Origin of the sequence: Tsukamurella soli (genome assembly GCF_039541155.1) — a bacterium.
Classification (GTDB): domain Bacteria; phylum Actinomycetota; class Actinomycetes; order Mycobacteriales; family Mycobacteriaceae; genus Tsukamurella; species Tsukamurella soli.
Genome location: NZ_BAABFR010000001.1, coordinates 136567 through 151419, shown reverse-complemented (window position 1 = coordinate 151419; position 14853 = coordinate 136567). Strand labels below are relative to the sequence as shown.

Annotated in this window: 12 protein-coding genes; 11 read left to right on the top strand and 1 reads right to left on the bottom strand. The window is 70.6% G+C overall.

From position 1 onward, the window contains the following. The first annotated feature begins 1 nt into the window (after window position 1). The 3 genes from ABD908_RS00635 to nusB are packed head-to-tail and all read left to right on the top strand — an operon-like array spanning window position 2 to window position 2191. A complete protein-coding gene (locus ABD908_RS00635; RefSeq protein ID WP_385920276.1) occupies window positions 2-1093 on the top strand; it encodes a M24 family metallopeptidase in 1092 nt (363 codons plus the stop codon). A 12-nt stretch (window positions 1094-1105) separates the two neighbouring features. Continuing rightward, complete coding sequence (gene efp, locus ABD908_RS00630) at window positions 1106-1669, top strand: elongation factor P (RefSeq protein ID WP_344989414.1); 564 nt, start codon at window positions 1106-1108, stop codon at window positions 1667-1669. A 6-nt stretch (window positions 1670-1675) separates the two neighbouring features. Then, a complete protein-coding gene (nusB, locus tag ABD908_RS00625) occupies window positions 1676-2191 on the top strand; it encodes a transcription antitermination factor NusB (RefSeq protein ID WP_385924265.1) in 516 nt (171 codons plus the stop codon). Between the two features lie 18 nt (window positions 2192-2209). Here nusB and ABD908_RS00620 read toward each other — a convergent pair whose 3' ends face one another. Further along, window positions 2210-4171, bottom strand: coding sequence for an FAD-dependent oxidoreductase (locus ABD908_RS00620; RefSeq protein ID WP_344989409.1), 1962 nt, complete (start codon window positions 4169-4171; stop codon window positions 2210-2212). Window positions 4172-4278: 107 nt separating this feature from the next. Between ABD908_RS00620 and pyrR the strand changes: the two genes are divergently transcribed. Genes pyrR through carB form a run of 8 tightly spaced genes read left to right on the top strand, consistent with a single transcriptional unit; the run spans window position 4279 to window position 14021 of the window. Continuing rightward, the gene (pyrR, locus tag ABD908_RS00615; RefSeq protein ID WP_344989406.1) at window positions 4279-4869 is read left to right on the top strand and encodes a bifunctional pyr operon transcriptional regulator/uracil phosphoribosyltransferase PyrR; all 591 of its coding nucleotides are present in this window, start codon (window positions 4279-4281) and stop codon (window positions 4867-4869) included. Next, window positions 4866-5813: an aspartate carbamoyltransferase catalytic subunit gene (locus tag ABD908_RS00610; RefSeq protein WP_385920284.1), complete on the top strand. Its 948-nt coding sequence runs from the start codon at window positions 4866-4868 to the stop codon at window positions 5811-5813. Before pyrR ends, ABD908_RS00610 begins: the two co-directional genes overlap by 4 nt. Further along, window positions 5810-7129 carry a dihydroorotase gene (locus ABD908_RS00605; protein WP_344989400.1) on the top strand — a complete coding sequence of 440 codons (1320 nt, stop codon included), beginning with the start codon at window positions 5810-5812 and terminating at the stop codon, window positions 7127-7129. Before ABD908_RS00610 ends, ABD908_RS00605 begins: the two co-directional genes overlap by 4 nt. Further along, window positions 7126-7641 (top strand): PH-like domain-containing protein, encoded by a 516-nt coding sequence (locus tag ABD908_RS00600; RefSeq protein ID WP_344989397.1) that lies wholly within the window; start codon window positions 7126-7128, stop codon window positions 7639-7641. The genes ABD908_RS00605 and ABD908_RS00600 overlap by 4 nt, the downstream gene beginning before the upstream one ends. After that, window positions 7638-8846 (top strand): glutamine-hydrolyzing carbamoyl-phosphate synthase small subunit, encoded by a 1209-nt coding sequence (carA, locus tag ABD908_RS00595; protein WP_344989394.1) that lies wholly within the window; start codon window positions 7638-7640, stop codon window positions 8844-8846. The genes ABD908_RS00600 and carA overlap by 4 nt, the downstream gene beginning before the upstream one ends. After that, window positions 8843-10027, top strand: coding sequence for an AAA family ATPase (locus ABD908_RS00590; protein ID WP_344989391.1), 1185 nt, complete (start codon window positions 8843-8845; stop codon window positions 10025-10027). Before carA ends, ABD908_RS00590 begins: the two co-directional genes overlap by 4 nt. Continuing rightward, the gene (locus ABD908_RS00585) at window positions 10024-10656 is read left to right on the top strand and encodes a DUF4276 family protein (protein WP_344989388.1); all 633 of its coding nucleotides are present in this window, start codon (window positions 10024-10026) and stop codon (window positions 10654-10656) included. The genes ABD908_RS00590 and ABD908_RS00585 overlap by 4 nt, the downstream gene beginning before the upstream one ends. Continuing rightward, window positions 10656-14021, top strand: a complete 3366-nt coding sequence (carB, locus tag ABD908_RS00580) for a carbamoyl-phosphate synthase large subunit (protein ID WP_344989385.1) — start codon at window positions 10656-10658, stop codon at window positions 14019-14021. Before ABD908_RS00585 ends, carB begins: the two co-directional genes overlap by 1 nt. Window positions 14022-14853: the final 832 nt, after the last annotated feature.

Genomic DNA, 14853 nt, shown 5'->3' with positions numbered 1-14853 from the left:
CATGGCCGACATCCACGCCGCGCGCCGCGCCGCAGCCAGGCAGGCAGCCCGGGAGGCTGCCGGCACCCCAGCCGACGGTGCCGGTGCCTTCCTCGTCACCGACCTCACCAACATCCGATACCTGTCGGGCTTCACCGGCTCCAATGCCGCTCTGCTGCTCGGCGCCGTGCCTCGCGACGACGTGATCGCCACCGACGGCCGCTACACCACCCAGATCGTCGCGCAGGCGGGCGACCTCCCGGCGGTGATCGAGCGCGACTGCGCCGGGGCCCTGCTGGGCCGCGTCCCGACCGACCGCGTCGCGTTCGAGGCCGACGCGATGACGGTGGCGGAGCACACCAGACTGGCGAAGGTCGGTCCGGTGCTCCTTCCCACCCGCGGCGTCGTCGAGCGACTCCGGGAGGTCAAGGACCCGGGCGAGATCGAGCTCATCGCGCGGGCGTGTGCGATCAGTGACGAGGCCCTTGCCGCCCTGATCGCGGCAGACGGTATCCGCGCCGGCCGCACCGAGGCGCAGGTCGCGCGCCATCTGGAGAACCTCATGTACGACCGCGGCGCCGAGGACACGGCGTTCGAGACCATCGTGGCGTCCGGGTCGCACTCGGCGATTCCGCACCACCGGCCCACCGACGCGGTGCTGGCGACCGGTGACTTCGTCAAGATCGACTTCGGCGCCCGGTACGCCGGCTACCACGCCGACATCACCCGCACCTTCGTGCTCGGCGAGCCCGCGGCCTGGCAGCGCGAGATCTACGGTCTCGTCGCGCACGCCCAGCAGGCCGGACGCGAGGCGCTCGCGCCGGGCGCTGGGACCCGCGACGTGGACGGTGCGGCGCGCGCCGTCATCGCCGCGGCGGGGTACGGAGACCGCTTCGTCCACGGGCTGGGACACGGCGTCGGACTGCAGATACACGAAGCGCCGTCGGTCGGCGCGCTGGGCACCGGTACACTGTCGGACGGTGCCGTGGTCACCGTCGAGCCGGGTGTGTACCTCCCGGGGCGTGGCGGGGTTCGCATCGAGGACACACTCGTCGTCCGGGCCGCGGGCCCGGAGCTGCTGACCCGCACCGGCAAAGACCTGATCACACTCTAGGAGAATCGACTCGTGGCGACTACCGCTGACTTCAAGAACGGCCTCGTCCTCAACCAGGAGGGGCAGCTCTGGCAGATCACCGAATTCCAGCACGTCAAGCCGGGCAAGGGCCCTGCATTCGTGCGTACCAAGCTGAAGAACGTGCTGTCCGGAAAGACCGTCGACAAGACCTTCAACGCGGGCGTCAAGGTCGAGACCGCGACCGTCGACCGGCGGGATTTCACGTACCTGTACAACGACGGCTCCGACTACGTCTTCATGGACGGCGAGACGTACGACCAGATCACCGTGACACCCGCGACCGTCGGCGACGGCAGCCGCTTCCTGCTCGAGAACATGCCGGTGCAGATCGCGATGCACGAGGGGGCGCCGCTGTACGTCGAGCTCCCCGTCACCGTCGAGCTCCTGGTGCAGCACACCGACCCGGGTCTGCAGGGCGACCGCAGCACCGGCGGCAACAAGCCCGCCACGCTCGAGACCGGCGCCGAGATCCAGGTCCCCCTGTTCATCAACACGGGCGACAAGCTGAAGGTCGACTCGCGCGACGGCAGCTACCTCGGCCGCGTCAACTCCTGACGGCCGCTGGTGACCAATCAGGACGACCGCGCCCCGCGTAAGAAGCTGGGCGCGCGCCACAAGGCCCGTCGGCGTGCCGTGGACCTGCTGTTCGAGGCCGAGGCCCGCGGGGTCACCGACCTGCCGGGCCTGATCGCGGAGCGTACCGAGTTGGCCGCCGGCGACGAGTCGATGCCGCCCGTGAGCGGCTATACCGAGACGCTGGTCACGGGCGTGGGTGTCGACCGGACGCAGCTCGACTCGGTGATCGGCTCGCACCTGCAGCAGTGGACGCTGCAGCGGCTGCCGGCGGTCGACCGGGCGATCCTGCGCGTCGCCGTGTGGGAGCTGTTCAATGCCGCGGACGTGCCGCCCGCGGTGGCGGTGGACGAGGCTGTCGAGCTCGCGAAGGAGCTCTCGACCGACGAGTCGCCGTCGTACATCAACGGCGTGCTCGGGCGCATCGCCACACTGGCGCCGCAGGTGCGCGCGGCCGCCGCGGCGACGTCACAGCGCGCAGCGAGCGGGCCCGAGCCGGCCTGACAGCGCCGGAGCCCGCCGTCAGGTCAGCTCGGCCGCGAGTGCCTGCGCATTGAGTAGCGACAGGGCCGCGATGGACGCCATCGGGTGCACCCCCGCCGCGCTGGGCAGCATCGACCCATCGGCGACCACCACGTTGGGCACGTCCCACAGCGCGCCGACCGGGTCGGCGACCGAGTGCCGGTCGGACGAGCCCATCCGGGCGGTGCTCATCCCGCCGAGCGACCCCAGGGCCAGCTCGCCGGGGCCGTAGCCGGCCTGGTGTTCGCCGGTCAGGAAGGCGTCGCGCGACTGGACGCCGGGTACGTAGTCGCTACCCCACTGGTGGCCGGTGAAGATCCGCCGCGCGCCCGCCCCCTCGAGGATCCGCACCGCGGTGTCGAGCCCCGCCCGCACGTGCGGCCGGTCGGCGTCGGCCAGCGTGTAGCGCACCGTCGGCTCGCCCGACCGGTCGAAGCCCACCTCGCCGGATCCGCGGTCGCGGGTCACGACCCGCACGTGCGAGAGGTGCGGCAGCTGCCGCATCACGTTCAGATGCTCGTTCGCGCCGCGCCAGGGGGCGAACGACGCGCTCATCGCGGGCGTCGCGGGCACCGTCTCGTACAGCACCCCGAAGCCCTCGCCGTCGAGATCGGCGTGGTCGTCGCAGTAGCGGGCCGTCATCGTTCCCGACCAGGGCCGCACCACCTGCTCGAACACCCCGAACGCCGTCGCCGTGGGGTGCAGGTGCAGGTGCTTGCCCACGTGCATGCCACCGATCGCCGACCGATGCAACAGCGCGGGGGTCTGGAACGCGCCGCCCGCCACGACCACGGCACGGCAGCGCACCGTCAGCCACGACCCGCCGGATGTGCGGGCGACCACCGCGGTCGCGCGCCCGTCGCGGACCTCGATCGTTCGCGCGGACGTGCCGGTGACGATCCGTGCGCCGCGCCGCTCGGCGTCCCGTAACCACGTCTGCGCGGCCGTACGCTTCGCCCCGAGCCGGCAGCCCAGCCCGCAGCGGCCGCACTCCTCGCCCTGGTCGCAGTCGTCCACCGCGCGCTCGACGGTACGGGTGGACAGGCCGAGCGCTGCGCACCCCGCGTCCAGCAACTCGTCCCGCGCCGACGGCCGCGACTCGGAGTCGGTCACCCCCAGCCGCCGCCACACCGCGTTCAGCGCGGCGTCGAAGTCGTCGCCCATCGTCAGGCCACGGTCGGCCCAGTCGGCGCGCACGGCGTCCGACGGGCGGTAGCAGCCGGCGTATCCGATCACGCTCCCGCCGCCCAGGCACTGCCCGGACAGCAGGGTCGTCTGCGCGTCGTCGCTCACGAAGGGGCTCGACGCATACAGGTTGAGCAGGGCGTCGTACTCGGTGGATGCGAAGTCGGGAGCGGCGAGGTAGTCGCCGCGCTCGAGCACCATGACGTCCAGGCCGGCCTCGGCGAGCGTCGCGGCCGCGGCCGCCCCGCCGGGGCCGGAGCCCACCACCACGACGTCGCAGCCTGCGGTCGCGTCCACCTCGAACCGGGTCGGCGACAGCGGCTTGACCGCCCGCAGCGCGCGGCCCCGCAGGCGCTTGCGGGGCGGCGGTGGCGGGAACCCGATGGCCTCCCACACGGGGGAGTAGCCGGACGATCCCGGCGCCACGTAGTACGACATGATCGCGATGGTGCGCAGCCGCTTGAACAGCGTGCGCTTGGCGGGGAAGCGGGACCGGGACAGATCCACCAGCACCCGCTCGCGCTCGGCCCGCGACAACTCGGCGAACGTGCGTCCGCGGGTGCCCAGGACCGTGGTCGCGAACAATCGGCTGCCCCATGTCGACAACAGGTTCCCCAGACCGTCGTCCTGGCCGAGTCTCGGGGTGGGCCCGATCAGCGATACGGCCACGTCGACGGTGCCCACCGCGGTCGCGGCCGGGATCGCGACACCGTCGCCGGGCGCGAAGGCGTCGACGATGGCGGCGAGGGTCTCGCGCTGCGCGGTGTTCAGTTCCATGGCCTACAGAACGTACTGGTAGGCTTCCGGGCGCATCAAGGCATCCTTTGTGGTCCGTCCGGTGAGGCGGAATGAGCCGTCCGGTGAGGCGGAGAAGGAGGTCTCGAATGGCTCGAGAGCTCATGTCTGCGGCTGACGTGTCGCGGACCATTGCGCGCATCGCGCATCAGATCATCGAGAAGACGGCGCTGGACTCGGGCGGACCCGTCGACGACGGGGGTGAGCCTCCCGTGCGGGTGGTGGTCTTCGGCATCCCCAGCCGCGGCGCGGTACTCGCCGATCGGCTCGTCGCCGACATCGCGGAGTTCACCGGCGTCGCCGTGCCCTGCGGGCGGCTCGACATCACCCTGTACCGCGATGACCTCCGGCACAAGCCGCACCGGCCCCTCGAGCGCACCACGGTGCCCGACGGCGGCATCGACGGCGCGCTCGTGATCCTGGTCGACGACGTGCTCTTCTCCGGCCGCACCGTGCGCGCCGCCCTGGACTCGCTGCGTGACATCGGCCGGCCCGCCGCTGTGCAGCTCGCGGTGCTCGTCGACCGCGGCCACCGGCAGCTGCCGATCCGCGCCGACTACGTGGGCAGGAATATTCCGACGTCGCGCACCGAGGACGTGCGCGTGCGCCTGCAGGAGAAGGACGGCACCGATGCCGTCCTGATCGAGTCGGGACCGATCGCGGCGGGCGGGGAGGCGTGATGCGGCACCTACTCGCAACCGAGGGACTGCCGCGCGCGGACGCGGAGGAGATCCTGGACGAGGCCGACCGTATGCAGCAGGCGCTGCTCGGCCGCGAGGTCAAGAAGCTGCCGACGCTGCGCGGGCGGACCATCATGACGGTGTTCTACGAGAACTCGACCCGCACGCGCGTCTCGTTCGAGGTCGCCGGGAAGTGGATGAGCGCCGACGTGATCAACGTCTCGGCGTCGTCCAGCTCGGTCGCCAAGGGCGAGTCGCTGCGGGACACCGCGCTGACCCTGCACGCTGCGGGCGCCGACGCACTGATCGTGCGGCACCCTGCGTCGGGCGCCGCGCAGCAGATCGCGCAGTGGACCAACCCACCCGGCGGGCCCGCGGGCCCCGCTGTGATCAACGCCGGTGACGGCATGCACGAGCACCCCACGCAGGCACTGCTCGACGCGCTCACGCTGCGCCAGCGGCTCGGCGGCATCGAGGGGCGCCGCGTCGTGATCGTCGGCGACGTGCTGCACAGCCGGGTCGCGCGCTCCAACGCGCACCTGCTGTCCACCCTCGGCGCCGAGGTCGTGCTCGTCGCGCCGCGGACGCTGCTACCGGTGGGCCTCGAGACCTGGCCGGTGACGGTGGCCGACAGCCTCGACGCGGAGCTGCCGGGCGCCGACGCGGTGATGATGCTGCGAGTGCAGGCCGAGCGGATGAACGGCGGCTTCTTCCCCAGCGCGCGCGAGTACTCGGTGCGGTACGGCCTCAGCGACAAGCGGACCCGCATGTTGCCGGACCACGCCGTGGTCCTGCACCCGGGGCCGATGCTGCGCGGTATGGAGATCGGCTTCTCGGTGGCCGACTCGTCACGGTCGGCGGTGCTGCAACAGGTCGACAACGGTGTGCACGTGCGGATGGCCGTGTTGTTCCACCTATTGGCCAAGGACGGAGGCGAAGAGTGAGCGTGCTGCTGAAGAACGTGCGCCCGTACGGCGAGGGCGATCCGGTCGACGTACTCATCGAGGGCCAGACCATCGCCGAGATCGGTCCGGATCTGGCGGCGCCCGGCGGTGACGCGGTCGGCCTCGAGGTGATAGACGGCGGTGGACGGGTCCTGCTGCCAGGCTTCGTCGACCTGCACACACATCTGCGCGAGCCGGGACGCGAGGACACCGAGACCGTCGAGAGCGGTTCCGCCGCAGCCGCACTCGGCGGCTACACCGCGGTCTTCGCGATGGCCAACACGAACCCGGTCGCCGATTCGGCGGTCGTCACCGACCACGTGTATCGGCGCGGGCAGGAGGTCGGCCTGGTCGACGTGCACCCCGTGGGCGCCGTCACCATCGGGCTGAAGGGCGAGAAGCTCGCCGAGATGGGCATGATGGCGGCGGGGGTCGGGCGCGTCCGGATCTTCTCCGACGACGGTGTCTGCGTCGCCGACCCGCTGCTGATGCGGCGCGCGCTCGAGTACGCCGCGTCGCTCGGCGTCGTGATCGCGCAGCACGCCGAGGAGCCGAGGCTGACGATCGGAGCGGTCGCGCACGAGGGCCCCACAGCCGCGCGGCTCGGCCTGGCCGGGTGGCCGCGCGCCGCCGAGGAGGCCATCGTCGCCCGTGACGCGCTGCTCGCGCGGGACGCCGGGGCGCGGGTGCACATCTGCCACGCCTCCACCGCGGGCACCGTCGAGCTGCTGAAGTGGGCTCGCGGGCAAGGCATCTCGATCACCGCCGAGGTCACGCCGCACCATCTGCTGCTGGACGACTCGCGGCTCGAGACGTTCGACGCGGTGAACCGCGTGAACCCGCCACTGCGCGAGGCCTCCGATGCCGCGGCGCTGCGGGAGGCCCTTATCGACGGCGTGATCGACTGCGTCGCAACAGATCACGCGCCGCACGCCGAGCAGGACAAGTGCTGTGAGTTCGCTGCTGCACGCCCCGGCATGCTGGGCCTCGAGACCGCGCTGGCGGTCGTCGCCCAGGTCCTCGTCGAACCCGGCGGACTGAGCTGGCGCGACGTGGCCCGGGTCATGAGCGAGCGGCCCGCGCAGATCGCGGGGCTCGACGACCAGGGCCGGCCGGTCGCCGTGGGCGAGCCCGCCAACCTGGTGCTGGTCGACCCCGACCACGCGTGGACCGTGCGCAGCGACGAGCTGGCGAGCCTGTCGGCCAACACCCCGTACGCCGAGATGTCGTTCGATGCGAAGCCCGTGCTCACCCTGCTGCGCGGTCGCGTGACGGCCCGGGACGGTGTGGCGGCCGACCCCGGGGAGAACCGGTGAACGCGAGCGACATCGCGACGATCGTGGTCGTCCTGCTGGCCCTGTGCGGGCTGTTCGCCCTGATGTGGCGGGGCTGGCGCTCGCGCGGCCAGCGGCAGGCCGCCGCGATCGGCGAGATCCCCACGGCGCCGGACCGGCTCGCCGACCTGGTGTACGGCCCGGTGAGCGGCGTGTACGTCGGCTCGACCATCGCGCCGCACTGGCAGGACCGGGTCGCGGTGGGCGACTGGGGCTTCCGGGCCGTGGTCAACGTGAGCAGGTACGCCGACGGCTACCTGCTCGAGCGGTCCCGCGGCAACCCGATGTGGATCGCCGACGGCGCCCTCGAGGGGGTGCGCCTCGCCAGCAAGCTCGCGGGCAAGGTGATGCCGGGCGGCGGCCTGCTGGTGCTGCGCTGGGAGCTGCCCACCGGCACCGTCATCGATACCGGCTTCCGCGCCGACGACAAGACCGATTACCGCCGCCTCATGGGCGACGTGAGTGAGAGCGACGAGAAGGACGAACAGGCATGACCGCACCACTGATGACACCCACGCCGGGCCCGGCCGGGCCGGCCGTGCTGGTCCTCGAGGACGGCACCGTCCATCGCGGGCAGGCGTTCGGCGCGGTGGGCGAGACCCTCGGCGAGGCCGTCTTCTGCACCGCCATGACCGGCTACCAGGAGACCCTCACCGACCCGTCGTACGACCGCCAGATCGTGATCGCCACCGCTCCGCAGATCGGGAACACGGGGTGGAACGACAGTGATGGAGAGTCTCGGCCCGGCGCCGGGAGCGTAGCGAGCGGGCCGAATTCGGGCGGAGGGCGGATCTGGGTGGCCGGTTACGCCGTCCGCAACCCCACCCGCCGGGTCAGCTCCTGGCGCGCGACCCGGTCGCTGCAGGACGAGCTGGCGAGCCAGGAGGTCGTGGGCATCGCCGGGATCGACACCCGCGCGGTGGTGCGCCGCCTGCGCGATCACGGCTCGATGCGCGCCGGCGTGTTCTCCGGTGATGCACTCGCCGCCGACGCCGAGTTGCTCGACCGGGTGCGCGCGCAGCCGGGGATGGCCGGCCGCAACCTGATCGGTGAGGTCTCCACGCCGGACACATACACGATCGAGCCGGTCATGTCGAGTGGGGCTGAGCCCGCGTTCACCGTCGTCGCCGTCGACCTGGGGATCAAGACCAACACGCCGCGCATGTTCGCGCAGCGCGGGATGCGCGTCCACGTCGTGCCGTCGACGGTGACCTTCGACGAGGTCCGGGACCTGAACCCGGACGGCTTCTTCCTGTCCAACGGCCCCGGTGACCCGGCCACCGCCGAGCGGGAGGTGGCTCTGACCCGCGAGGTGCTGGGCGCCGGACTGCCGCTGTTCGGGATCTGCCTCGGCAACCAACTGCTCGGTCGCGCACTGGGCCTGGGCACCTACAAGATGAAGTTCGGCCACCGCGGCATCAACATCCCCGTCGTCGAGGACGCCACCGGCCGGATCTCGATCACCGCGCAGAACCACGGGTTCGCGCTCGAGGGCGAACGCGGGAGTGAGTTCGACACGCCGTTCGGCCGCGGTCGCGTGAGCCACGTGTGCGCCAACGACGGAACCGTCGAGGGGGTCGAGCTGCTCGACGGTCGCGCCTTCTCGGTGCAGTACCACCCCGAGGCGGCCGCGGGCCCACACGACGCCGCGTACCTCTTCGACCGCTTCGCTTCGGTGATGGGGGGAGACGTGCAGTGAGTGCCGCCCCGGTCATCGAGGACTTCTCGGTGTGGAATTACCGTGTTCTCAAGGAGGTCCATTTCACGCGGGTGACGCCGCTGACCGTGCTCATCGGAGCCAACGGTAGCGGGAAGTCGACGGTGTTCGACGCGTTGGCGTTCCTTCATGAGTCCTTCAGTGAAGGGTTGGAGACTGCGTGGAACCGCCGAAACCGGATGGCAGGGATTCGGTCTAGAGGCAGCGACGGTCCGATCGGGTTCGAGATCGGCTACCGCGCGCCCGGGCTGGGGACTTCCGGGCTGCGCAAAGCTCGTTACCAGCTCCGGATCGAGGAGCAGGACAGAGCGCCCGTCGTAGCCAGTGAGATCGTCAGTTGGTCAACAGCGCCGGGATCTGGACGCCCGCGTGAGATCGTTCGTTACGAACACGGTTCAGGTCGTTGGTACGACGAGGAGAAGGGTGTGTACCGGGAGCAGTCTTTGGCGTCGCCGAGCACTCTCGCGGTCACGGCGCTTGCGAACTTCGACCAGCACCCGCGTGTGCGATACCTGCGTGATTTGGTCTCGGGCTGGTATCTATCCTACGTCGAGCCGAGCGCGACTCGGTCGCAACCGGAGTCCGGCCCGCAGCGACAACTGAACAAGACTGGAGACAACCTTCCGAACGTCATTCAATACCTCCAGGAGAAGCATCCGGAGCGACTGCGCCGGATCTTTGCCGAACTCGGACGGTTGGTTCCCCAGCTGGAGGGCTTCGAGACCTCGGTCATGCCCGATGGCCGCTTGCTGCTGCGGCTGAAGGATCGTGCGTTTGATGAGCTCATCTTGTCGCGCAATGTGAGCGACGGAACCATGAAGCTACTCGCGTACCTCACGGTTCTCTTCGATCCGGATCCGCCGATGATGTTCGGGATCGAGGAACCGGAGAACCAGCTGCACCCTGAGGTCCTCACCGACCTCGTCGAGGTGATCCGCAGCGTCTCCGGACGATCCCAGGTGTTCGTCACCACCCACTCGCCGGAGTTCGTCAGTGGCTTGGAACCTGCCGAGCTGTGGACGATCTCGCGCGGCGCCGACGGATACGCTTCGGTCGCTCGGGCGAGCGACGACCTGAAGCTGGTCGCGCAGGTGGCGGCCGGTGGGCACCTGGGCGACTTGTGGAACGAGAACTTCATCGCGCACGCGGGACCCGGGTCGTGACGACGCCGAATCTGGTCGAGGTGTTCACGGAAGAACCGTCGATGAAGGAGTTCCTGGCGGTGCTTCTGCCACGGATCGAACCGCAGGCCGCGTTCGTCATCCACTCGTTCGACGGGAAGACGAACCTGCTGAAGAAGCTGCCCGCCCGGCTCAACGGTCTCGCGCGCTACCATGCGGGGCCGGTGGTTGTGGTGGTCGACCGTGATCAGCAGGATTGCCACGACCTCAAACGTCAGCTGGATGAGTTCGTCACCAAGGCAGGTGCCGGCACCCTCACCCAGGTACGGGCGGGCGGTCGTCGCAGCGCGATGACCGTCGTGAGTCGGATCGCCGTCGAGGAGCTCGAAGCGTGGTACTTCGGAGACGAGGCAGCGGTCCGCGCGGCATACCCGGCCGTGCCGTCGTTCGCTGCGAAGTCCGTCTACCGCGATCCGGATGCGATCGGTGGAGGAACGTGGGAGGCGTTCTCTCGACTCGTGTCCAAGGTTCCGGTACACAGGGGCGGGCTCGCGAAGATCCAGGCGGCACGGGATATTGCGCCGCACATGAATATCGAGAAGAACAGATCAGCCAGTTTCCGCGTCTTCCGAGACGGAGTTCGTGAGATCTTGACAGTAGGAGAGAAGTAATGCCACGCCGGAAAGACATCGAGCACGTTCTGGTGATCGGCTCCGGGCCGATCGTCATCGGCCAGGCGTGCGAGTTCGACTACTCCGGCACCCAGGCCTGCCGCGTGCTCCGCGCGGAGGGCCTGCGGGTATCGCTGGTCAACTCCAACCCCGCGACCATCATGACCGACCCCGAGTTCGCCGACGCCACCTACATCGAGCCGATCACAGCGGAGTTCGTCGAGAAGGTCATCGAGCGTGAGGCGGCCGCCGGCCACCCGATCGACTCGGTGCTCGCCACCCTGGGCGGGCAGACCGCGCTCAACACCGCCGTCGCGCTGCACGAGCAGGGCATCCTGGCCAAGCACGGGATCCGGCTGATCGGCGCCGACTTCGACGCGATCCAGCGCGGCGAGGACCGGCAGAAGTTCAAGGACATCGTCGCGAAGATCGGCGGCGAGTCCGCGCGGTCGCGGGTCTGCTACTCCCTCGACGAGTGCAAGGACACGGTCGCCGAGCTCGGCTACCCGGTGGTGGTCCGCCCGTCGTTCACGATGGGCGGCCTGGGCTCAGGCATGGCGTACGACGAGACCGATCTGATGCGCATCGCGGGCGCCGGCCTGGCGGCGTCGCCGACGGCGAACGTGCTCATCGAGGAGTCCATCCTGGGCTGGAAGGAGTTCGAGCTCGAGCTGATGCGCGACGGCCGCGACAACGTGGTGGTCGTGTGCTCGATCGAGAATGTCGACCCGGTGGGCGTGCACACGGGCGACTCGATCACCGTCGCCCCCGCGATGACCCTCACCGACCGCGAGTACCAGGTCATGCGTGACCAGTCGATCGCCATCCTCCGCGAAGTCGGCGTCGACACCGGTGGCTGCAACATCCAGTTCGCGCTCAACCCCGCGGACGGCCGGCTCGTGACCATCGAGATGAACCCCCGGGTCTCCCGCAGCTCGGCGCTCGCGTCCAAGGCCACCGGCTTCCCGATCGCCAAGATCGCTGCGAAGCTCGCCGTGGGCTACACGCTCGACGAGATCCTCAACGACATCACGGGCGAGACACCGGCGTGCTTCGAGCCGACGCTCGACTACGTGGTGGTCAAGGCGCCGCGGTTCGCGTTCGAGAAGTTCCCGGGCGCGGACGACACCCTCACCACCACCATGAAGTCGGTGGGCGAGGCGATGTCGTTGGGCCGCAGCTTCGCCGAGGCGCTCGGGAAGGTGCTGCGCTCGCTCGAGACCAAGCGGCAGGGCTTCTGGACCGGCCCCGCCGTCGAGGGGACGCTGCCGGAGTTGCTCGAGGCGATCAAGACCCCGAAGGACGGCCGGATCTACCTGGTGCAGCGGGCCTTCGAGCTGGGCGCCGCGGTGGCCGACGTGTACGCCGCCACGGCCATCGACCCGTGGTTCCTGGAGGAGATCAAGGCCGTCAGCGACTTCGGCGACGCGCTCGCCGGCGCCGACCGGCTCGACGTCGACACCGTCCGCGCCGCGAAGACCCTGGGCCTGTCGGACCTGCAGATCGCGAGCCTCCGCGCCGGGCGCGCCGCGAGCGGGCGGGCGGCTGGAGCTCCGCGGTCCCTGGACACCGAGGCGGCGGTGCGGGACTTCCGGCACAGCAACGGGATCCGCCCCGTCTACAAGACCGTCGACACCTGCGCGGCGGAGTTCGAGGCCAAGACTCCATACCACTACTCGGCGTACGAGCTCGATCCCACGTCCGAGACCGAGGTCGCGCCGCAGCCGGACCGGCCGAAGGTGCTGATCCTCGGCTCCGGCCCCAACCGCATCGGGCAGGGCATCGAGTTCGACTACTCGTGCGTGCACGCCGCGCTGGCCCTGTCGGCCGCCGGCTACGAGACCGTCATGGTCAACTGCAACCCGGAGACCGTGTCCACCGACTACGACACCGCCGACCGCCTGTACTTCGAGCCGCTGACCTTCGAGGACGTGCTCGAGGTCTATCTCAGCGAGTCGCAGTCCGGCACGGTTGCCGGCGTGATCGTGACGCTCGGCGGCCAGACCCCGTTGGGCCTGGCGGCCCGGCTGAAGGAGGCGGGCCTGCCGATCGTGGGTACCTCGCCCGAGGCGATCGACCTCGCCGAGGACCGCGGCGAGTTCGGCCGTGTGCTCACCGAGGCGGGGCTTCCGGCGCCGAAGTTCGGGACCGCCACCACGTTCGACGGTGCGCGGGACGTCGCCGCGACGATCGGCTACCCGGTGCTGGTGCGTCCGTCGTACGTGCTCGGCGGCCGCGGCATGGAGATCGTGTACGACGAGGACTCGCTGCGCGACTACATCTCCCGTGCGACCGAGCTGACTCCTGAACACCCCGTGCTGGTGGACCGGTTCCTCGAGGACGCGATCGAGATCGACGTCGACGCCCTGTGCGACGCCACCGGCGAGGTGTACATCGGCGGGATCATGGAGCACATCGAGGAGGCCGGCATCCACTCCGGCGACTCGGCGTGCTCGCTGCCGCCGATCACCCTGGGGCGCAGTGACATCGAGGCGGTCCGCCGCTCCACCGAGGCGCTGGCCAAGGGCATCGGGGTGCACGGGCTGCTCAACGTTCAGTACGCGCTCAAGGACGACATCCTGTACGTGCTTGAGGCCAACCCGCGCGCGTCGCGGACGGTGCCGTTCGTATCCAAGGCCACGTCGGTGTCCCTCGCCAAGGCGTGTGCGCGGGTGATGCTGGGCGCCACCATCGCCGACCTGCGCGCCGAGGGGCTGCTGCCGCCCACCGGAGACGGTTCCTACGTGCCGGCCGACGCGCCGGTGTCGGTCAAGGAGGCCGTGCTCCCGTTCAACCGGTTCCGCCGCGCCGACGGCACGGGCGTCGACTCGCTGCTGTCCCCGGAGATGAAGTCCACGGGCGAGGTGATGGGCGTGGCCGCCGACTTCGGCACGGCGTTCGCCAAGTCGCAGACCGCGGTGAACGGTTCGCTGCCCCGCTCGGGCAACGTCTTCGTGTCGGTGGCCAACAAGGACAAGCGCGCGCTGATCTTCCCGGTCAAGCGCCTGGCCGACCTCGGTTTCTCGATCCTGGCGACCGCCGGGACCGCGGACGTGCTGCGCCGCAACGGGATCCAGGTGGAGACAGTGCACAAGCACTCGGACGTGATCCCCGCGGGTGAGGTGTCGATCGTGCAGCGGATCAAGGACGGCGACGTGGGCCTGATCATCAACACACCGTTCGGCAACACCGGGCCGCGCGTCGACGGCTACGAGATCCGCACGGCTGCGGTGCAGGCGTCGGTACCGTGCGTCACCACCACGGCGGGCGCCTCGGCGGCGGTCCAGGGCATCGAGGCGGCGCTGCGGGGCGACATCGGCGTGCGCAGCCTGCAGGACATGCACGCGGCCCTGGGCGCGCGATGAGCCCCGCGCCGCAACCGGTTGGGGGAAGTCGGATCGTAGCCATGTCGTTCTGTGAGCCAAGGAGTTGGGACTAGTGGTTGTCTTCCTAAGACCGCTTGGCCTCCGACTTGTGCTCGAGGGTGACCGTCGCCCGCCGCTCCGCGAGCACGGTGCGGCGCTCGGCCACCTCGGCGATCTGCCCGTCGACCGCTGCGATCGCCTCCGCCAGCTCCGCGAGCCTGCGCCGCCGCGCCTGCTCGCGTGCCCCCGCGCCGATGTACTGGGCGGCGTCCTTGCGCCACGCGCCCGTCAGTGCGCCGACCCGGAAACGCCCGTCGGTGTCGACCCAGGTGTGGTGGCCCGGGCCTAGCCCGACGGCCGCCAGAACGGCGGCGACGGTGTCGGCGCCCACAGCCACGGCCTCGGGATCGTCGGGGTCGATCGCCGGCGTCAGCACGTCGGCCAGAGAGCGCCCCGGGGCGGGGTCGCCGGCCGTGACGACGAGATCGGAGCCGACCAGGGCGCCGTCGGCGCTGACGCGCGCATCGAGGGCGCCGGACGCCTCCAACGCGGCCTCGAGCCCGGCCCGGTCCTTCATCCGAGCCTTGCGCGTGAAGTCGACGAGCCGCCATAGCGGGGTGCCTGCGCGCTCGGGGTCGACGGTGTATCGCGGCGGCGGGGCGTCGACGTGGCCCGACTCCAGACGGTCCTGCTCGGTCTCGAGCTGATCCAACTCGGCGCGCAGCGCCGCGGCGGCGGCCTCCTCCGCGGCGTCGGTGCGGGCGACCCCGTCGCGGACCTCCGCCGCCAGGTCGGCGACCGCAACGGTGTACGGGTTGTCGCCGGCGAGGGA